Consider the following 20,640-nt stretch of genomic DNA (forward strand, 5'->3'; position numbering starts at 1 on the left):
ACACAGAGCTGGTACATCGCACCTACGACCACCAGGTCCAGCGGAGCAGCCTGTCCGCGGTGTCGGCGAACACCTCGACCTGGCCCGGGATCCGACAGGTGGCGGCCACCTGACCGCCGGACCCGCCCAAGGGACTGCGCCCGGACCCGACCTGACGCCACACCCCGTCCTCGGACGACGCCGAGCGCACCGTTCCGTCGACCCCAGTTGCCAGGGCCCATGCCACGCCCGGGTCTGGCAGCACCCAGGTCACCTCGGCACCCGGACGTGGCCGCCAGCCGTCATCGGCCGTGGTGGGCAGCCATCGAACCGGGTCCTCGCCGCGGCGCCGTCCGAGGCTGACCTGCCCGGCAGGCCCGGTCGCGGCGAGCAACAGGTCGTCCTCGGTGCCGGCCACCGCGAAGCGCGCAACGGCGTAGCCCGGTCCGTCCAGCGCCTGCCAGCTGCCCCCGAACAGCACCACCCACTCGCGGTGCCGCAGCCACAGCGTGCCCTGCACCGAACGAGCGACGAGAAGACGACCGGCGACCCCCACCGGCGATCCCGGCGCGAGGTCGAACCCGGTGGCCGCCAGGCGTTCCCACAGGCCACTCTCGCCGGGGTTCCACCCCGGCCGCAGGTAGACCTCTCCGTCCGCGCCGGTCACGTACAGGTCGGCGCTGCCGGAGAACGGGCCGTCGCCCGGCACGACACTCAGCGCACTGCCCGGCCCGAGCGGCACCGCCTCCGCCAGAAGCACGCCCGGCACCATCGGCTGGAGGTCGGCCCACCCCGGCCCCCAGCGACCCTCTTCGTCGCTCGCCCGAGCCAGCAGCCGCCCCTCGCTCACCACCAGTACGACCGCCCGCCCCGACGCGTCCGACACCGCGACCCACGAGAAGGGCCGCGACCACACCGGCGCCGGGCCGGACGGCTCCAGCCGCGCCCACGCGCCCAAACTCATGCCGCACTTCCCCCGCTTGTGCCACATCTCCCCGTCGCCGTCGAGGACGAACAGGTCGTGATGGTCCAGCCACACCGAGCTCGCCGCGGGCTGACGCGCCAGCACCCAGCGCCGCGCTCGGACCGCGCCCGCAACATCGGCCCACTCGGCCCACTTCGACAGGCGTACGGCGAACGGCCGCGGCCCAGTGCCACGCCGGTCGCCCTCCACGTCCACCCGCCCGAACGGCACTGAGCAGTCCCGCAGCCGCCAGTCGCCCGTGAGCGCCTTGAGCGAGTACGAGGCCTCCCACTCCGGGTCGCCTCCTTCACCGAGCAGTGCCAACGGGCCCACCAGCGCTGCGGGGGCGATGTCCGGCAGAACGAACGGGTCGGACAGGTCCGGCAGCCCCGTCTCCCCCAGGCCGAGCACGTCCACGTCGGGCGGGTCGCCCCCGAAGGCGGAGTGGGTCAGAGTCACCGTCATATCGGGCGCGCGGCGCACGGGCCGGTCCAGGAAGATCCACTCGGCGTCATGAGGCGTGCCCTCAGCCACCGGGCCGACCGCGACCACCTGCCCTGTCGTAAGGCGTTCGCAGCCGACGTCGATTGTCGCGGTCGTCACTGTGAACGCCTCCATCGCCTCGTCGCCGGTGCGCAGGTGGATTACCAGCGCGATGATCGTCTCGTCGTCCCGCGGGCCGGCCTCCGGCTGCTCCATCCGGACCGGCCGCCGGAAATCGCCGAAGTCGTGGAGCAGCGACCGCCCGTTCCACTCCAGGCAGTAGGCCCGCTGCCCCCACTCCACCAGTCCGCCTCGCACGAACGGGTTCTCGAACCGCGGGAACAGGTCGGTCCCCAACGGTTTTCCGTTGAGCTCGAATTCCCCGCCGTCGCCGTTGGCCAGGCGCAGCCGGTCCGATCCGCCGTCCGGCCGGGGCACGTCGTACGTGCACTCCAGGTCCCCGACGTCGTCCAGGTGCACTCGCGCGGACGACACCCGGTCCATGAACGCCTCGAAGCTCCCGAACTCGCTCCTGCTGCCGACCTGCACGATCCACACGTTCTTACCGTTGACGTACCAGTCCTTGTCGGCGAACAGGTCCGGCGGGTCCTTCCAGATCCCGTTCTCCCCCTGCTCCGCCAGGCGCCCCTCATAGGGGTCCGAGTCCTTCGTCAGCCACTCCGGTCGCTTGTTGGAGAAGACTCCGACGTACCCCTCCTCGGGCTCGGCCGCCGAACCCTCGGGAGCCGAGTGCACCACCTTGCCGAACAGCCAGAAGCCCTTGGGCCCGATGTGCCCGATGTCGAGCAGCGGGAAGTTGGCGTCGTCGTACGCCGAGCTACGCCGCTCCACGACCCGGTCGAACCCGCTCTTGGGGAACCAGGCGTGCGAGCCCGTCTCGGCCAGGAAGTCCTGGATGTCGTGGAACTCCGAGGCCATGATCGCCGCCCCGCCGTGCTGGACTACCCGGGGCAGCGCCCAGTAGCCGGTCCACCACTCGGGGCCGTCGTTGTGGTGGGGGTCGAGGGGGTTCATGCCATCGATGAGCTCGTTGTTGGCGACCACCGCCGCGATCCCGCCGCCGACCGCCCCCAGGGGTCCAAGCAGCAGGCCGCCGACCAGCGCCCCCGCACCGAGCGCGGCGAGGCCGGAGATGTCGAGACCACCGAAACCGGCGGTGACGAACACGTTGACCGCTCCGTTGAGGGTGGCCTGCTGGACGCTGCTCTGGAAGTTGAGCTGGCCGTAGCGGAAGTTCTGGATCGTGGAGAGCATCGCCCCGGGGGAGCGGTAGGTCAGGATGTTCGCCCGTGTCCGGGTCGACCCTTCCAGCACCAGCGACAGGTCGTCGGCCGACTTCTCGTCCAGCTCGTCGGGACCCCCGCCGGTGACCGCGCCCAGCAGGCGGCCCGGCAGATCCGCGACGCTGAAGCCCAGCAGGCCGCCCTCCGGCGCCCGGACCAACGGCAGAACCGTCTCGACCAGGATCCGGATCGGGCCGAACGCCTCCGCCTTCTCCAGGCCGAACCGATGGATCACGCGCAAGGAGTTGCGTACCACCTGCTTGTTGAAGAACGCTGACATGCCCCAGAAGAAGACCGTGTCGTCCTCGACCGCGCCGTACCCCTCATGGGTGCGGGCGATCTCCCGGTTTATCTCCGCGAGGTGCGGGAAATGGCGAGCTCGCTTGGCGGCGTACCCGCGCAGCAGCGAGTCCTTCACGACGGACTTCTGCGACCAGGTGATGCCGTACTTCGCCGCCTCCTCAAAGGTGACCGACACCCGTGACCGGTCGGTGAACGAGTACGCCGGCGGGTGACCGCCGATCTCCAGCAGTACGTCGGGCACGACGTACGTCGACGAAGCGAAGCTCGCGCCGATCTGGGCGTTGCCCTCGTTGAAGACCCCTTTGGCACCGAAGACGATCTCCACGACGTCGGTGAGGCCGTTGTCGAACCCGTGGCTCTTGGACTTGAACTGGCTGCGCCCACCGGCTGCCCCCATCGCCCCACGGTGCAGGAACCGTGCCACGTCGAAGAGCATCAGGTCGACCGCCATCGTCGCCTTGGTGCGCACCTCCTCGTCGAGCGCGAAGTCGACGAGGTTGAGCAGGGCCCAGAGGTGCTCGCGGTAGTAGCCGGAGGAGTTGAACTCCATCCAGCCGAACATCAGCCGGTTGTTGAGCCACTTGAGCACCCGTGCGCGGCCGCGGTCACGGCGCTGCGCTCCGGTCCTGGCACCTGTGCGGTCGCCGGGGTCGGCGAACAGGCGGCACGGCTGGAAGGTCTCGTCCTCCCAGAGCTGGCCGAGGAGGTACTCCGAGGAGGCGAACATGATGTAGTGGTTCTCCGACCAGAACTCCATCTCCCGGTCGGCTTCGTCTCCGTATCCCAGCGCGGTCTTGACCTTGTTAAGTCGGTCGTTGTCCTTGGCGCGGGGCGTCTCGTCCAGCCAGAACTTGTAGGATTTCAGTCCTTGTTTGAGGATCTCACCGGCCAGCGGCGACCAACTCGGGTCGGGGCTGAGCGGGTTGGCAGCCGTTTCCTCCAGGATGATGCGGAGCCTGGTAGCGGCGGCGTGGAGCCGGGCGGACAGCTCGGGGTCGTTCGCGACGGCCGGGTCAGCGGCGCGTGCCTCCACGAACCGGGTGAACCGGTCGTCGGGCGGTGTACGGGTGCGCCAGGCTGGGGTGGTCCCGGCGGCGAAACGGGACGGCAGCGGACCGTAGCGGTAGAGCAGGCGCACCAGTTGGCACAGCCCCATGTCGGAACTGGGTTTGAGCCCGACACACTCGCCGAGCGGGTCGTACATGACTCCGGCCCAGTACGACACTCGCTTGGACAGCGGGTACGCCGTGACCGGGCCCATTGGAGCGCCGTTGGTGGCCACCGAAAGCCGGAAGCGGTACGTGGCCTCCTTGTCCTCGGGCTTCTGCTTGGCCAGTTCGAGCAGCCGCACCTGCACCGCGTCGCCCGCTGGGCGCTCGGTGGCGGCGCCGAGCATGGTGGAGAGGAACGAGCGGTACGCCGCCGGCGCGGCCAGGTCGAACGGAGCCCGGACACCGGCGATCCCGCCCACGGCAACCCCGAGCTCCGCCTCGAACTCCTCGACATAGCGTTCGAGGCCCGCGACCCAGGCCCGTGGATCGTGGGCGACCTCGGCCGCGGTGCTGTAGAGCTCGGGGATCAGCCAGGGCTGCTGAGAGGCGAGCTCGGCGCGGGCGATCGCGGAGGCCACCCGCTCTCCCACCGGATGCTCATCGGTAGGCATGGGCACCCACTCCCGCGGGAAGCGGCCCAGGGCGCTCATCGGATCGGTGACCGAGGCGAACTCACTCGCTTCATACTCATCTTGGAGAGTCCTCAGCCGCTCGGCGAGCCTGCGTGGCTCGCGGGCGCCGAGCCAGTCGCCCATCCGCCCGACGAGCGAGGCGGCGAAGGCACCGTGGCGCGCATCGTCACCTGCGGTCCACACCGGCTCCCCACTGTCGAGGTAGATCCGGCCGGCGTCCTTGAGGCGGCCGCTGGGGCCGACGCGGAAGTCGGCCGTGAGCTGCTGCTCGGAGATCAGGTCCAGCCGTGGATCCGTCGAGTCGGGCCGAATTCCGCGGAAGGCGTCGTAGTTGAGGCGGCGCAGCTGCGTCTCGTAGAACCATCTCGCGCGCCGCCGCATCGCCTCGCGCATGTCGTCCGCCACGCCGTCAGGCTTCCGGTATGCAGGGCGTCGGAGTCCAACTCGGCAGCGCGGCGTCCTCCTTGAGGAGGACCAGCGTCGTGGGCAGGGTCACCTCCCACTGCTCGACACACACTTCCTCGCCCGGCGCGTAGTTGGCGGCCTTGATCTCCTCGATGATCGACAGGTAGTGGTCGCCGTACATGTCGGGGATCTCCTCACCCATCCACACGTCCCCGGTCTCCTGGTAGTGAGCGAGGGCCGCCTCGAAGCCGGGCCGGACGGGGACTACGACGCGCGCCGCGCCGGCCTTGAGGAACGCCTCGAACTGCGGGTCGGCGTCCTGGGTGAGCAGCATCTCCTGCCACCGCGGCGGCCGGGCCCAGTAGTAGGGGTAGCAGGTGTACATCAGGTTTTCCCACTCGAAGGCGCGCTCGAAGAACGCCACCACGGCCCCCCACTGGCGCACGGCCAGCGGGTCGGGGAGCGCCGCACCGGGCGGTGCGGGCGCCGGCGTCGGCGTGGGGAACCAGGTCGACGGGTGCTCGCCGAGCAGCAGGAACACGAAGGCCCGCTTCAGCTCTTGCAGGGTCACCGCCGGGTCGTGAGCCAGCCCGCCCGCCGCGGCGAGCTGCGCCCGGACCGCGGCGACGTACCGCGTCAGCTTGTCCGCGTACTCCGCCAGCCGGCGCTGGTAACCGTTGGTGATCGTCGCGTGGGTCTTGAGCTGCCACTGGGCGTAGGCCTCGTCGGTGCGCTGGCAGACCAGCGCGGCGGCGTACGCCATGTTTGTGACCCGCGCGAAGGTGCGGACGGTGACGGGGACATCGCCGGTCTCGCCGGCCATCGGGAACGAGACATTGAGGAACGGGTTGTCCGGGTCGAGGATCCGGACGTAGGTGTTCTCGCCGATGAAGGTCTCAAGCGTCCGGCCGGGCGCCTCGAGCCAGTTCGCGTTGGTGCTCTGCACATAGCCGCTGACCGCTTTGTATCCCTCGGGGACGGTGAGCTTGAAGGCAGCCTGGTGGGGCACGTCGAGCTCGGCGCCGTAGGCCGTCACGTGTTTGCTTCCCTCGACCAGCTGCGTCTGCGACACCGTCTTGGCGTAGACCGGGGGTGGTGGCGTCACCGACCCGGTGACCCCGTACTGCGTGGCGTACCACATGTAGTTGAACCCATTGACCTGGCTCGGTGTCAGGTTGGGGTCGAGCGGCTTGACGAGCTGGAAGCTCTCGGGCTGGGCGGCGTCCTTGAGTGACTGCGTCAGCACGGCGGCCGGCTCGGGCACGACGACGTCGTACATCAGGCGCTTGCCATAGTTCAGGACGCGCAGGCTGTACAGCTTGTCGACCCACTGATAAATCCCGCGGATCTTGGTCGCGCCGTCGTGGTTGTCGAGAATGTGGCCGACCCGCTCGACGTAACTGCGGCTCTCGCGCCGCACCCGCTGCCGGCGCACCTCCTGGGTGCGGCTCTCCACCGACTTGGCGACTACGGTCTGCGCGTAGTTGGTCTTGCTGTTCTCCACCAGGCGGCCGTAGTCGGAGGAGGTCATCCCCTCTCCGGCCCGGCTGTTCTGCTGCCCGGACTCCCGCTGGGTCTCGACGGCCAGCTCGTTGCGGTCGGTGGACTGGCGGTCGCGCTCCTCCGTCTGCGACGTCACCGTTCCGTCGATCTCGATGATCTCCGAGCTCTCCGAACGCCGCGTCCAGCGGCGCAGCTCCTCGCGCTCCAGGACGTTCTCGATGTGGGAGATCTCGCCCGCCCGGTACCCGATCGGTTCCTGACGCACCACGAGCAGGTTGCCGAACCCGACCGGCCGGGTGACCGCCTTGCTGAAGTCCGGTACCGGCGTGGCAGGTTCCTCGCCGGTAGGCGGAACCACCGGCGTGGTCTCGGCGAAGAGATGGCCGCCGACCCGGAACACCTTCGCCGTCGTGGGCGCTTCGAGTGGCAGCAACTCCTCGTTGAGCGCGGCGAGTCGTTGCCCGATCCGGTCGAGCGCCACCGGCACCTCCGTCTCGCCGGGTTCGATCCGCAGCTCGGCCATCGCGGCCGTCTCGTCGTCGCTAAACCGAGTCCTCGCCGCCTGGGCCAGGCGCAGGGCCGACAGGCCGGCCGCGCCCACCGACTCGCTGGTGGGCGCGGGTCCCCGCCCGCCGTCCACGATCGCGTCCGCGTCGTCCCTGTTGCCGAGGTCCTGCGGGGGCTGCTGCGCGGGTGTTACGACCTCCAGTTCGTGGGGGCGTACGGCGAGCAGCGTGTCGTACGCGGCCTGCAGCCGATTCCGTGCCTGCCGCAACCCGTCGATCCGCTCCCGCTCTTCGGTCCGGCCGTCGGTGGGCGCCCGGTCGGCGAGCACCTCCGGTTGCGACGGCGTGACTGCTGCCAGCGGCCTTGGCGGGATCCGCAGCGGCCGCGCCAGCAACCGCCGCACCTCCGCACGATCCAGCTTGCCCGTGGAGTTAGCCGCCATGTGGATCAGGAAGGCCGCCGCACGCAGTTGGCGCACCACCCTGCCTGCGTCGATCCTGTCGAACCCGGTGATGAGCTTGGCCGCCACCACGGCGTTCTGCAACAGTTCCAGGTCGCTCTTGAACTCCTGCAGGGCGACGACCTGGTCGGGGTTTCCCCCGAACATATCCCTGACCAGGTTCTTGACGGTCGCGGGGTTGACAGCGGGGAGCTTGTCGAATGCGGCTTCCAGCCCGGCCAGCGCCCCGCCCAGTGTCGTGGGGTCCGTCGTTGGCGAGGGAAAGCGACGGGTCAGGAAGTCGCGGGCGATGGCCCGGACTTGCTCGGCAGCCGAGGGCTCTGCCCTTTCACCCCCACCGCCCGCGGCGTGCTCCAGCGCCAGCTGGAATTCGGACCGGTTCGCGACCTCGAGCGCGTCAGTCCGCGCTGGCACCGCAAAGTTGTGCTCGATGTATCGGAACATGTCGACCATCGGTCATCTCCCCGGAGTCGCAGCATGCGGAGATCCGGCGAACCGCGCCGGTTAGTCACGCAGAGTAGCGCAGTATTGCTGTACGCAGAAGGTTGTCCCATGGGGGATGTGGCCCGATTCGGCGCATTTCGAAGGCGCGTCACGCCGTTCATGTTCTGTTCAGGGTCCGGGTGCTTGTAAGTAGCTGTTGTCTTCCCGGGCTTGAGGGCTGCGTTTCTGCTGGTCGGGCGTAGGGGCGGGGGTCCCATGGGAGTAGTGGCCTGTCGTGCTGTCGCTTCTCGGGAGGTCGTGGATGCCGTCGGTGGTTGGGCTGCTGGAACAGGCCCGCTCCGCAGGCAAGTTCACCTCGGTCCACGACGCGTGGTGGGCGGCGGCGGTCAAAGCCCACTGCGACGCCGAGGGCATCCGGGCCCTGATCGAGGTGCTGCTGCTGGGCTGGCACATCGCGCACGAGTACGTCCACAGCCAGTCCCCGCTTACGGCCCGGCACCCTCGATCAACAACCACTGCCCATCCGATAAGTCGCCCGGGTGCGGCTTGCGTTCACTCACCCCGCCACCTCAATAGACCACCGGCTACGCACCAGCGGATTCCGCTCGCACCCACACCATCAGGCGACGACAGAAATGCTCAAAGGCTCACGAACAACCCACTGAATGTTCTCGTCGAACCTTGAGTAGCTGTCAGCGCCGATTGAGCGAGTCATCGCCGGTGGGCGGCGCGGTACGCTCCGCCGCATGACGATAACCAGCACGCGTGATGCCCTACTGAACCGGCTGTGGGGCGCCGTGTGGGCCTTCGCCGCGATCTTCCTCCTCGTATGGGGGCTCTCCTGGGTCAAGGCGAACGCCATCAATGAGGACCTGCAGAATCACTGTGGAGATCTACGCACGGCCAGCTTCCCTTTCGAAAAGTTCTGCACGCGCGAGGATGGCACGGTTGAGGGCGCGAACAGTTGGCTCTTCGACGGGATCTTCTTCGGCTCGATGGCCGCAGCTGCGGCCTGCCTGGCCGCCGCGTTCACGATCGAGGCCAGCCGGAGGAAGTAGCCCCGGGAGTGCGCTGCCGACGTCAAGCTACTTCTGTCGGGGGCGTGCTTTGGCGCACTGCGTCACGTGTCCTGCACGTGCCATCGACAGTTGGCGTATTAGCGTGGCAGTGGTGGGGGCGGTCCGTTCGACCAGGGAGATGCACGGATGGCCACGCTCGTCGCGGTGAATGTCGGGATGCCCCGGGATGTTCCCTGGAAGGGCCGAGAGACGCATACGGGTGTATGGAAGCACCCAGTCACGGGCCCGCGGATGGTCAGGAAGCTGAACATCGACGGGGACGGCCAGGGCGACCTCACCGGTCACGGCGGGCCGTACCGGGCAGTGCTGGTGTACCAGGTGGACTCCTATCGGTACTGGCAGGAGCACCTGCACCGCAACGATTTCACTCACGGCCAGTTCGGTGAGAACTTCACCGTGGACGGACTGCCCGACGACGAGGTGTGCATCGGCGACCAGTACCGCATCGGCGATGCGTTGTTCGAAGTCACGCAGCCCCGGGTGACGTGCTATCGCGTGGGTCTTCGCATGGACGAACCGCAGATGCCCGCCCTGCTGGTCGCCCATGGACGCCCCGGCTTCTATCTGAAGGTGCTGGCCGAGGGGGTCGTCCAGGCCGGAGACGAGATCGTCAAAGTCTCCACGGGGCCGGAAGCCATGACCGTCGCGGAGGTCGACGCCGTCCTCTACAGACCCGGGCGTTCACGCGCCCAGGTGGAGCGGGCGCTCCGCATTCCCGCGCTCAGCCCCGGCTGGAAGACGTCCATGCAGTCGCTCCTGGACGACTACGACTCGAAGGGCTGGTCAACAGGCAATACGGGAGGCAATACGGGCCTGACTGCCGCCGCGAGCAGCCCGCCGCCGGCCTGGCCGGGCTTCCGCCCCCTGGCGGTCACGCGCATCGCCCCCGAAAGCAGGAGCATCTTTTCCCTCACTCTCTCCGCCACCGACGGCAGTCCGCTTCCACCAGCGCTGCCAGGCCAGTTCGTCACCGTCAGGATGCGTCCCGACCCGCAGGGCGCGCCGGTTATTCGCAGCTACTCCCTGTCCGGGCGCCCGGGGGACGCTCACTACCGGATCAGTGTCAAGCAGGAACCCCATGGCGTGGGCAGCAGCTACTTGCACCAACACGTCGTGGTCGACGACGTCCTCGAAGTGGCCGCTCCGCGAGGCACGTTCATCCTCGACAACAACGACGCAGCCATCGTGCTGGTCTCCGCAGGCGTCGGAGCCACCCCGGTGCTCGCCATGCTCCATGCACTGGCCGACAACCGTGATCCCCGCGCGGTGTGGTGGGTGCACGGAGCCCGGGACGGCGCCGAGCATCCTTTCGCCGACGAGGTGCGCACCCTGATGTCACGCCTGCCGTCCGGCCGACGGCATGTCTCGTACAGTCGCCCACGCGACGACGACCGTCCCGGCGACGACTACACCTCCACCGGTCGGCTCACCGCCCGGCTTCTCCAGGGCCTCGGAATCCCGGAGGACGCCAACGCCTACATCTGCGGACCGGTGGCGTTCATGGACGACATGACACAAGCACTGGTGGACTGCGGCCTGGCCCCTGGGCGGATCCACACAGAGACCTTTGGATCCGTGACCGCGATGACGCCCGGAGTGGTTCCCACCGATGCACCGGCTCCCCATCTGCCCGCCCATCCGCCCGGACCGGGTACTGGGCCCTCTGTCACTTTCGCCCGCAGCAGCCTGACCGTTCCCTGGGACCCTGGCTACGGCACACTCCTGGAACTCGCCGAGGCATGCGATGTCCCAGTGCGGTGGTCGTGCCGCACAGGTGTCTGTCACACCTGCGAGACGGCAGTCGTCTCCGGCGGTGTCGACTACTCTCCTGACCCCATCGACCTGCCGGCCGAGGGCAACGCGCTCGTCTGCTGCTCACAACCACCCGCGGATCTCATCCTCGATCTGTGACTCCCTCCGCGCCGAACAGCAGATGATCAGCTGACCAACGGCTCTCTGAGCACGAGACAGGTCGGCATGCCAGTGATTCTCCGACGATTCCGGGGTGCCGGCCGACCTCTAAGGTCGCTTTGTCGGGACTGGCTCAAGTGCGGGCCAGCGAGCGAGCATTCGTTGGCGCATGCCGGCGGTGAGGCTGCTCACCCCGCTGAGAGAGCTGTGGTTGGCGGTCATCTGGCTGACGACACCGAGCCGGTGGACGAGCCGTTGCCGGGCTGTCGCCGTGCCCCACTTCCAGTCCCGGTGCGGAATCCGGGCCAGGTGGTCAATGCTTTCGCGGCGTGCCCGCTCGACCAGCGCGTCGCCGCGGAGCAGCCAGCCGGCGCACGCGTCGACGAGGCCGTCCTGAGTCTCGTAACCGGTCGCGGTGCGCCACGTCGTGCGGTAGGCGTGCTCCGCCCGTTCCAGCAGAGGCTCGGACGCCGAAGTGACACACCAGCAGGTCGGGAAACCGATGCGCAGATAGGCCAGCTCCATCAAGCCGCTGCCCAGTGACGCCTGCTCGAAGTCGATGAATCTGATGCCCGTCGCGGTGTGGAGATCATTCCCAGGACAGGGATCCCCGTGGAGAAGGGCGTGGCCGGATACCTGGCCGAGCCGGTTCACGAGGTCATCGAGTTCGTCGGAAACGCCAGGCAGGACAGGAACCTGGAGAGCCACGGCCAGCCTGAGGAACGAGTCGACGTCGGCCTGGGTAGGGCCCTGCCATGGGGGAAGTACCCCAACGTCCTCCGGACGGGCGGTGGCATGCAGCCGCGCCAATGCGGCTGCGTAGTCGACGATCCAGTCGCTGGACGGGCGTTGGTGCTCCAGATGCTCCAGCACCAGCACCCGCTCGCCGGGATCGGTGGCCAGCAGCGCAGGCACCACGGGCGTCTCAGCTTGGGCGGCGAGCCGCAGGGCTGTCACCTCGCGGGCGAATCGCTCGTCGGCATCGGGGCCGTCGACGATCTGCTTCACCACTGCCGATGTCTCCGGCAGCTCGACGCGCCACACACGTGAGCGCGGGCTGCTGCCCAGTCTGCGAGAATGCCTGGGAGATCCCAGCTTGGCCCGTAACTCGTCCCCGAACGTCAGTCGCGACCACATGGGCTCATCCTTCCACGCGGCCGACACGAGTGTGTGGCTACGGCCAGCAACCAGCCGTCCCGCTTCAATTCGCCCAGGACCAGCATGCTGCAGTACACGCTGTCGCAAGAGCGGGTAGACAACCGGGACTGCCATCGGGGTGCTGCCAGTCCTCATCAACATTCCGGGGCACTGGATCGACAAATGGTGCCGCGATGCGCCAACAATCGGTGCTGCCTTTCACCTACGAAGCCGGGCGTCCGATGCGGGCCCGATGAGGAGCGAGCCGCCGTCCAAGGAGTGATCGGGCCGGTATGACCGACTGAGGCCGGTCCGATCACGGGAGTGATCTCCTCATGACCAGTACTATGCACGCCGTCCGGGCCCACCGGCGGGGCGGCCCGGAACAATTCGTCTACGAGTCGGCCCCATGCCCCGAACCGACCACCGGCGAAGTGCTCGTCGCGGTGTACGCCGCCTCCATCACCGCCGGCGAACTCGAATGGGACGCCAGCTGGACCGACAGCCTTGACGGGACGGGGCGCGACCGAACGCCGACCATTCCCTCGCACGAGGTCTCCGGCGTTGTGGCCGAAGTCGGCGCCGGGGTGACCGATCTTGCTGTCGGCGACGAGGTCTACGGGCTGATCCCGTTCACCCGCGACGGTGCGGCAGCCGAGTACATTGCCGTTCCCGCAAGCATGCTCGCCGCGAAGCCGTCCCAGTTGGACCACGACCGCACGGCCGCTGTACCGCTCGCAGCCCTCACCGCATGGCAGGCATTGGTCGACCATGCCGAGCTGCAACCGGGACAGCACGTCCTGGTACACGGCGGCGCCGGCGGTGTGGGTACCTTCGCCGTGCACATCGCTACGGCGCTGCGCGGGCGCGTGACGGCCACCGCTTCCTCGCGTGACATTGACTTCGTCACCGCACTCGGCGCGCAGCGGGTCATCGACTACCGGGCCGAACGCTTCGAGGGCCTGGTACGGGACGCCGACGTGGTGCTCGACCTGGTGGGCGGAGAGACGCAGGACCGCTCCTGGGTGACGCTGCGGCCCGGCGGAACCCTCATCAGCATCGTGCAGCCCCCGGACCCTGAGAAGGCCGCCGCCCACGACGTCCGCGCCCTGTTCTTCATCGTCGAACCCGACCGGGCCGGGCTGGTGGCCATCGCAGAACTGATTGACGAGGGCCGTCTGACGCCGGTGGTGGACCGCGTGGTGCCACTCACCGAGACTCGCGCGGCCTACGAGGTACTTGTGACCGAGCACCCGCGCGGCAAGGTCGTCCTCCATGTGGACGGCAACCGGAGCCCCTAGGTTCTGTCGTCGAACTGCCGTCTGCCGAATGGCGTCTGGCACGCACGCCGGTAACGTGCGATCGCAGACCAGATGCAGCGTGGCCGCCCGACCTGGGCCTCGAAACTGACCTGTGTCACCGGCCCCTGCAGACGGCTCCGGCACACGCCGACCACCCGCTGGAGGGCCTGCGCGACGACGTCGAGATGCCCGAGCGGCTGCGGATCGTGGACCACGGCTTGCGATGCGGCGGCGCGCTCGGGCCCGAGCCGGCAGCCCCGAAGGAGGGGGTGCCGGAGAGCGTGCCCGCGGCATTGCTCATGGACCACGCGTGTCCTGGGCAGCAGCGTGTCTTACGGGTTTCCGGGGCCGCTTCGTCGGCTGCTGAGCAGGGTAGCGATCGGCAGGGCTGCCGCCAGGCCGCTCAGCAGGGCTGCGGCGAGGGCGCCCAGGATGGCGGGCTGGTCGGCGAAGGCGATGCCGATCGCGGCCAGGGCGGGCCCCGCGTTGCGTACTGCGGTGACGCCTCCCATGGCGGTGCGGCGCACCGGCGGCCCTGTGGACAGTAGTGTGCCGACGGCGAAGGCGGCGGCTGCGAGGACGAACCCGGCCAGCAGCGTGCGTGAGCCGAGCAGCGCGACGACGTCACGCCAGTTGCCGAGCAGCATGCCCGCCAGCACGATCAGGAATGTCACATTTGAGACCGCGGCCGCGGTGGGATGCCACGCTTGTGCGGTGAGTGCCGCGTAGCGGCGCAGGAGTAGGCCGATGACGAACGGAACGAGCTGCAGGAGTGCCACAGTCTGTACCAGCGCCCCCACGTCGAGGGAGATGCCTTTGCCGACCTTGGCGGCGGTGAGGATGCCGTTGACGGTCGGGGCGAAGGTGAGGCTGCCGATGGCGGCAAGCAGCACCTGCAGGGCCCCGGCTGCGACGACGTCGCCTTTTTGCACCATGGCCAGCTTCGTGCCGAAGGGGCCGCCAGGGGAGGAGGCGACCAGGACGAGCGCGATGAACGACGCGGTGGGCAGGCTGAGCAGGGCACCGATGCCCCAACCGAGCAGTGGGACGGCCACCATGTTGGCGATCAGGGACAGCGTCAGCAGTGGGACGTTGGTGAGGGCGCCCCGCAGTGCCGCGACGGTGGCGCCCAGGCCGGCAGTGAACATGGTGGCCGCGATGAAGATCACGGTGACGGCGTTGAACAGCAGGTGCAGGGTGCCCATGAGGCATGTCTCCTCGGGCTGCGGAGCGCCTCGGAGCGGTCCCCCGGTGCGCGTGACCGCAGTGTCAGTCCTGGAGATCGCCGAGCCAACGCAGGGCGTTGAGGCCCGGCAGGAAGCAGTACTCGCCGCCGCGGGTGACAACGAACCGTGGCAGTGGGGACAGGCGTCGTCGCACCGGCCGCCGGGGAATGGTGTAGCCGGTCACGCCGTCGTGGGATCCCGTGACGGGGTCGCCGGCGTTGCCGCCGCCGAAGAAGACGCTGTCGTTCATCCACTCGGACTGCACAAATTCGAACTGACGCCCGAGGTGGGCCCCGATGAACGCGAACATCAAGCCGCGGTCGGCCCCATCGTCTTCCAGCACTCCTTCGGGCAGCGGCGGACCGTAGGCGGCGCCGCGTCTGATCATGCGGTGGAGTCGCACTTCGCCCGCCACCGACGCGTCGCGGGGGTTGGCCCGCCGGATGTGGCAGCCGCTGGGCGTGGTGAAGCCCACCGGATCGTCCCGCTCGTACAGGAAGGTGTTGCGGCGCGGTGGGTCGGCGCCGAGAGCGGGGTCGTCGTGCTGTGGACTGAGCGCCAGCGGTGCACCGCTGCGCCATCGTCCCATGATCTTGGCTGCCAGCAGTTCCTCGTCCTCGGGGCCGGTGGCGTTGTCCCGCAGATAGCACCGGAAGAGGGCAACCCGCTGGTGGAGTTTGCGGAAGACCGCGTAGCTGCCGTTGCGTCCCAGTACCTCCGGCTGCAGTGTGCGGATGCCGCCGATCTCGTCCCGGTAGCCGAGCACGAACTCGCCGGCCTTCAAAGGCACCTCCAGCCGGTTCGACCCGGCGAAGCCGCTGCCCTCGACGGCAGGATGGCTGACGCCGTCGCGGTAGCCGAAATGCTCGGTCTCCGTGGGCAGCGCGTAGCAGTCCTGCCGCCAGATCGCGGTCACCCCGGGGAGCCGGTCGTAAGCGGCGCGGGCCCGATCGAGGGCCCCCGCCAACCGCGTGGCATCGGGCGCGACCGCTGTGAGCACGACATGGACATCCGGCGTGCCCAGCGGCGCTTCCCAGTGCTCGGGGGCGCTCTGGCCGACATCACCCAGCGCCTTGGCGCGGGCTGCCATCCCCTGGCGGAACTCCCAGGCGAAGGTGTCCATCGATGCGCGCGGCACACCCAGCGCCTTCAGCCCGTGAGAGGTGACCGCGATACTCACCCACGTCTCCCCCAGGGGGCTGGCCGAGTCGGCGGCGGAAGTCACCACCGCACTCGCGCGCCGCATCAGCTCCCGTCCATGCGCCCGGTCATCGATACGGAACACCACATAGGTCGCCGCGTAGGGCGTGGGGCGAGGGGTGAGGACCCCGCGCTGAATGTCGTCGAGCTCCAGAGCGGCTCGCGCGTTCGTGCTCACACTCGCGCCTCCTTGCGTCACTACTTCGTGACGAGGTTCCGCCAGAAATTCCGCAGGCTCTCGTCGCCGCCGAACAGCGAACTGAAAATCGTGGAGTCCGCCAGCAGCACATCGCCGGCCCGCTCACCGCTCGGGGGCATCCACAGGAACATGTTGAACTCGGTGTTGCCTGCCTCGATGAACGGATGGGGCCTGGAGGTGTCGATCGGCTGCCGCGCCAGCAGCTGAATGACATCCGGCTCGTCGCTCGTCACGGCGTAATGCGGAAGGTGCTGGTGGAAGTTGAAGTTCGTCACCCCGTCCAGCCAGCCTCTCGTATCCGCATCCCGGACCGCGGAGAACGGGGCGATTCGGGTCGGCCCTTGCACGGCGGGACGGAGTCCGTAGCGGTTCTCGACGGGTACCCCGAGCCCCTGCATCAAGCCCCGGACATAGGTGGCGAACCGCTGCTGGCGGGGAACCAAAGGATCGCCGTGATGGCAGTATTCGATCTCCCGCTCTGTCAGATCGTCCGATGCCCCGACGTCATGGTGAGGTCCCAGGACCAGACGGGTGTCCTCACGTTCAAGGAATGCGCGCAGTGCCTCGACCTCACCGGGTTCGGGCTCTTGTCCTGTGATCATGTGATCCAGCCCGAACACGAACAAGGTGTCGGTGTCCGCCAGTACCCGCTCGTCGAGCGGGGTATGGAAACCGGCCTGGTCGACGCGTTGGTATACGGGGACGGGATGTCCGGTGGTCTCCTCGACGAACTGCTGGAACGGCACCCAGGCCCAGAAGAACAACTCCAATGAACCGGCGATGCCTTGCTGGAACTGCGACGGCTCGGACCACTTCGGGTCCTCGTAGGCGGGCCAGGTCACCCGCCGTACCTCGGTCATGGTGGAGAACCGGTTGTCCAGCTCGGCAGGGTTCCTGCCCGCCTCCGCCGGATAGCTCCACGAGACGTAGACGCTCACCCGTCGCCGACCAGGGGTGTGTACACGCGGGACGTGGTTCTGATTGTAGGTACGTGCGGTCGTAACCTCGTTCATCTCGTCTCCGATCCACAGTGGGACGAGCGTGTGGCAGCCGCTCTCACTGCAGTTGGTCGAGCATCTCCGACAGCGCGCTCTTGATCCGCAGAGCCTTCTTGATCTCGTCGGCCGTGACGAACGGATATTCGCCGTACTCGATGAAGCTCGGACAGTGGTGTTCACGCACGAACCTGACGAACGCCTCGGGGTTGGTCTTCCAGTCCTCGGGAAACCCTTCGAGGTTCTCGAAGGCCGTGCTCACCCCCGCCTTGCTGAAGAGGGCGACGGCGTCCTCGGTGTACTTGTCGAAGTCGGTGTCGAAGATCCCCTGATACATGAAACGAGTGTCGTCGTCGAAGAGTACCCAGCGCAGGTAGTGCAGCTTCAGCGGCGCCAGAAGATACGGATCCCGCTCCAGCGCCTCGGCCAGGGTGTTGCCGTGCTCACGGATTGCCTCGGCTCGGCCCGGCTTGACCCTCGCGACGATGGTGAACCCGTAACACGCCGGTGTCTTCGGAAATACGGGGCCGTACTTCCCCTGCTCGAGATCGCCCGTCTCCTTGGGGATGACAGCCGCCTGCGGCTTGATCTCCATATCTGCTCCCTCCCGCCTCCTACCGGCCGGGAACAACTCCTCTCATCGTGCCATGCAGCCACTCCATCCGCCTGATGAGCAGCACCGTCGTGATCAGGAGCTTTGCGTGCGGGCAACCCCGTCGGCAGCCTGACTGGAGCGGGCCACGGGGGGTGGTCAAGGGCAGTTCCGGACAGGGGCAGCCGGACGGAAGCCGAGGGCCTCGCGGATCTGCGTACGGTGCTTCTTGGCGAACCGGGACGACAGGTCGTACTTCGCGAGGTCAGCCGCCGGCAGCTTCACGAGAACGGCCACGTAGTCGACAGCGGCCTGCGCGAACGCCTCGCCGACCGTTCACCTGGTCCTGAACACGCGCCGCCCCTGTTTGCCAGGGGCGGTCAGCGGTAGCGAGTATTTCGCAGGCTGCGTACGACCTGCGCAAGATCCCCGCGACCGGCGCGGGTGCGGGGGCCTTCGGGACAGCTTCTGTCCTGTGTGACGACGCCACCCGGCGACAGCGGCCGGGACGGACCGGCCGTCAGGAACAACGTGGTCCACTCAGCGTGTGCGCCATGGGGCTATGTGATCGTGATCGCTTGTACGGGGCAGGCGCGGGCCGCCTCCCTGACGAGGGGGTGGGCGGCGTCCTCGTGGTCCGGCAGCAGTTTGCTGAAACCGTCGTCGTCCTGGGTGAAGACTTTCGGCGCGGCAAGCACGCACTGTCCGGCTCCGATGCACACATCCGTGTCGATACTGATCCGCATCACAACAGGGTCCTTTCCGTTCGGATTTCGGTCACCACGCCACGGGCAGTTCAACCATGCCTTGGACAGTGTCACCCGGTTTGAACGGGATATCGTCGGCGGGTACCGCCAGCCGTAGTCCCGGAAGACGGTCGAAGAGCGTGCGCAGCGCGATCTCCATTTCGGCCCGCGCCAGATTCTGACCGAGGCACTGATGGATACCGAAGCCGAACGCGACGTGGTTGTGCGAATTCCGTCCGAGGTCCAGTTCGTCCGGCGAGGGATATGCGGCCACGTCCCGGTTGATCACGGACGTGGACAGGATGACGCCGTCCCCGGCCCGGATTGTCACCCCGCCCACCTCGATGTCCTGCGTAGCCACCCGAGACATTCCGTCGGCGATGGAGAGGAAGCGGAGCAGTTCCTCGACGGCAGTAGGCATCAAGTCCGTGGAGGCGCGCACCCGGGCCAACTGGTCGGGATGCTGCAGCAGAGTGAAAGTACCGAGCGAGATCATGTTCGCGGTCGTCTCGTGACCGGCCACGAGGAGGATTTCGGCCAGCCGGATCAGTTCGTCGTGGTCGACGGCCCCGGTGTCGAGCTGTTGGGCGATGAGCTCGTCGAGCAATCCTTCGCCGGGGTCGGACCGTTTGCGTTGGATCAGGGCTCGGAAGTAGTCGTCGAGTGCGTCCCGCGCGGCCTCGATATCGCTGGCTGCGGGACCGCGCAGCAGTTTGCGCGACTGCGACTCGAAGAACTCGTGGTCGGCATAGGGCACCCCGAGCAGCGCGCAAATGACCATGGACGGAACGGGCAGCGCGAAGGCACTGACCAGATCGGTCGGCGGGCCCTGCTCGATGATCGCGTCCAGCAGTCTGTCCACGGTCTCCTGGATCCGCGGCCGCAGGGCCGCTGTGCGCTTGACCGTAAAGCTCGGAATCAGCATCCGTCGTTGAACGTTGTGCTCGGGGTCGTCGAGACCGAGCAGTTCGACGCGTCGCGAAGTGGTCGCTGCCACCCGCTCGGTGAGCACGGGAAACGCAGGGTTCTCCCGGTCGGCCGAAAGCCGCGGGTCGACCAGCAACTCTCGCGCCTCCGCATGCCCGGTCACGAGCCACACGGTGCGGCCGTCGAAGAGCCGGGCGGGCGAAACCGGCTGTGGTCCCCGGCGCGCAGGCCGGTACCCCGTCGGTGGGTGGTAGGGGCAGGTTCGGTCCTGCGGGAAGGAAATGGTCTCAATGTCTGCCATGGCGGACCTCGCATACAGGGTGGGGGATTCCTGCCGGCCTCTCTCCACTGGATGCCTCAGGCACCCAAATGGTCTAGTGGGTGTTCGGCCAACTCGCTGTGGACCGTTGATTCCGGCCTACTTCCTTGGCCGGGCGCTGTGAGCCACCTAGGTGTTGCGCCCGGATTTCCGTACGTAGTCAGGCACGCGTCGCATACGTCGGAGTGCGTGCCTGTGGACCCATGAATCAGGGCTGCACCGAGAACAGGCGACAAGGTCGACCATGTTCTGCACGTGCGGTGCTGACTCACGTACGTCCTACATGCTAAGGAATCCGATGTCGGTTGCCACGCCGAGATTCACGAGAAGGGAGGGTGCCCGACCATCCGCTGAATGGAAGGACGGGGCGCCGTCCCCTTGCACACGGCAACAGAGCCGATGGCTCTTGAGGCAGCCTGTCTGCCGCACCGGGCCGCGGCAGGGGCGGTTCTCACGGCGGCCGGTCGCACCTTCGTCGACCTCACGGATGCGAATCTCACCGTCCGCAACCGCACCCGTCGGTCCCGGACGGCCCACCGCAGGCCGCAGCCACCCGTGCCGGCACGAACGGCCTGAACGTGGTGCCGACTGCATGTTCAAGTGGTGCGGCACAGAGCATGGTCGATGAGGTTGCTCAGTGTGTCTTCCTGACGGGCCGCGGTCTGCGGGTCCGCGGAGCGGCTGTGCGCGGACACGGTGACAGTGCGCCGGCCGTCCGTGGTGGTCGCGACACGGATGACATATCCGAAGCCGCTTCCTCCGTGCCCGAGGTAACCGCCGCCGCAGGACAGGGGTGTGAAGAACAGGCCCAGGCCGTCCCGGGTGCCTGCCGGGTGACCGCTGGCCTGCGGCACCGGGACTGTGGTCTGCATGGCAGCTAGTGCCGGATCAGGCAACGTTTGCCCTGTCGACGACGGCGCGTAGGCGCTGGTCGTCGGCGTGGCGGTTTCGCCAGATGATGTAGCGGCGGAT

General features: G+C 68.1%; 14 protein-coding genes and 1 pseudogene. 3 read left to right on the forward strand and 12 right to left on the reverse strand.

What is annotated here, in order from left to right; all coding sequences use genetic code 11:
* Positions 1 to 22: 22 nt before the first annotated feature.
* Positions 23 to 5,122, reverse strand: a complete 5,100-nt coding sequence (locus tag AB0915_RS19840) for a hypothetical protein (RefSeq protein ID WP_366692325.1) — start codon at positions 5,120 to 5,122, stop codon at positions 23 to 25.
* 4 nt (positions 5,123 to 5,126) lie between these two features.
* Positions 5,127 to 8,006, reverse strand: coding sequence for a hypothetical protein (locus AB0915_RS19845; protein ID WP_366692326.1), 2,880 nt, complete (start codon positions 8,004 to 8,006; stop codon positions 5,127 to 5,129).
* A gap of 776 nt (positions 8,007 to 8,782) precedes the next feature.
* On the opposite strand from AB0915_RS19845, the gene AB0915_RS19850 reads away from it, so the two are divergent.
* Together AB0915_RS19850 and AB0915_RS19855 are read left to right on the forward strand one after the other, a co-directional pair.
* Positions 8,783 to 9,094, forward strand: coding sequence for a hypothetical protein (locus AB0915_RS19850; RefSeq protein WP_366692327.1), 312 nt, complete (start codon positions 8,783 to 8,785; stop codon positions 9,092 to 9,094).
* Positions 9,095 to 9,241: 147 nt separating this feature from the next.
* On the forward strand, positions 9,242 to 11,026 hold the full coding sequence (locus AB0915_RS19855; RefSeq protein WP_366692328.1) for an MOSC and FAD-binding oxidoreductase domain-containing protein: 1,785 nt from the start codon (positions 9,242 to 9,244) through the stop codon (positions 11,024 to 11,026).
* 108 nt (positions 11,027 to 11,134) lie between these two features.
* Here the strand turns inward: AB0915_RS19855 and AB0915_RS19860 are convergent, their stop codons facing one another.
* Positions 11,135 to 12,163 (reverse strand): aminoglycoside phosphotransferase family protein, encoded by a 1,029-nt coding sequence (locus tag AB0915_RS19860; RefSeq protein ID WP_366692329.1) that lies wholly within the window; start codon positions 12,161 to 12,163, stop codon positions 11,135 to 11,137.
* A 335-nt stretch (positions 12,164 to 12,498) separates the two neighbouring features.
* Between AB0915_RS19860 and AB0915_RS19865 the strand changes: the two genes are divergently transcribed.
* Positions 12,499 to 13,464, forward strand: a complete 966-nt coding sequence (locus AB0915_RS19865; RefSeq protein ID WP_366692330.1) for an NADP-dependent oxidoreductase — start codon at positions 12,499 to 12,501, stop codon at positions 13,462 to 13,464.
* Between the two features lie 332 nt (positions 13,465 to 13,796).
* On the opposite strand, the gene AB0915_RS19870 is transcribed toward AB0915_RS19865, so the two are convergent.
* The 9 genes and pseudogenes from AB0915_RS19870 to AB0915_RS19910 form a co-directional block, all read right to left on the reverse strand.
* On the reverse strand, positions 13,797 to 14,669 hold the full coding sequence (locus AB0915_RS19870) for a bile acid:sodium symporter (RefSeq protein WP_366692331.1): 873 nt from the start codon (positions 14,667 to 14,669) through the stop codon (positions 13,797 to 13,799).
* A gap of 64 nt (positions 14,670 to 14,733) precedes the next feature.
* Positions 14,734 to 16,068: a Dyp-type peroxidase gene (locus AB0915_RS19875; RefSeq protein ID WP_366692332.1), complete on the reverse strand. Its 1,335-nt coding sequence runs from the start codon at positions 16,066 to 16,068 to the stop codon at positions 14,734 to 14,736.
* Positions 16,069 to 16,088: 20 nt separating this feature from the next.
* Positions 16,089 to 17,027 carry a hypothetical protein gene (locus tag AB0915_RS19880; protein WP_366692333.1) on the reverse strand — a complete coding sequence of 313 codons (939 nt, stop codon included), beginning with the start codon at positions 17,025 to 17,027 and terminating at the stop codon, positions 16,089 to 16,091.
* A gap of 118 nt (positions 17,028 to 17,145) precedes the next feature.
* A complete protein-coding gene (locus tag AB0915_RS19885; protein ID WP_366692334.1) occupies positions 17,146 to 17,679 on the reverse strand; it encodes a hypothetical protein in 534 nt (177 codons plus the stop codon).
* Positions 17,680 to 17,835: 156 nt separating this feature from the next.
* The gene (locus tag AB0915_RS19890; protein WP_366692335.1) at positions 17,836 to 17,973 is read right to left on the reverse strand and encodes a hypothetical protein; all 138 of its coding nucleotides are present in this window, start codon (positions 17,971 to 17,973) and stop codon (positions 17,836 to 17,838) included.
* A gap of 263 nt (positions 17,974 to 18,236) precedes the next feature.
* Positions 18,237 to 18,422 (reverse strand): ferredoxin, encoded by a 186-nt coding sequence (locus AB0915_RS19895; RefSeq protein WP_366692336.1) that lies wholly within the window; start codon positions 18,420 to 18,422, stop codon positions 18,237 to 18,239.
* 31 nt (positions 18,423 to 18,453) lie between these two features.
* Positions 18,454 to 19,650, reverse strand: coding sequence for a cytochrome P450 (locus tag AB0915_RS19900; protein ID WP_366692337.1), 1,197 nt, complete (start codon positions 19,648 to 19,650; stop codon positions 18,454 to 18,456).
* A gap of 614 nt (positions 19,651 to 20,264) precedes the next feature.
* On the reverse strand, positions 20,265 to 20,540 hold the full coding sequence (locus AB0915_RS19905) for a hypothetical protein (protein ID WP_366692338.1): 276 nt from the start codon (positions 20,538 to 20,540) through the stop codon (positions 20,265 to 20,267).
* Between the two features lie 16 nt (positions 20,541 to 20,556).
* Positions 20,557 to 20,640, reverse strand: a pseudogene (locus AB0915_RS19910) (transposase); the annotation flags it as partial.

Source organism: Streptomyces sp. NPDC048411, assembly GCF_040704695.1.
Classification (GTDB): domain Bacteria; phylum Actinomycetota; class Actinomycetes; order Streptomycetales; family Streptomycetaceae; genus Streptomyces.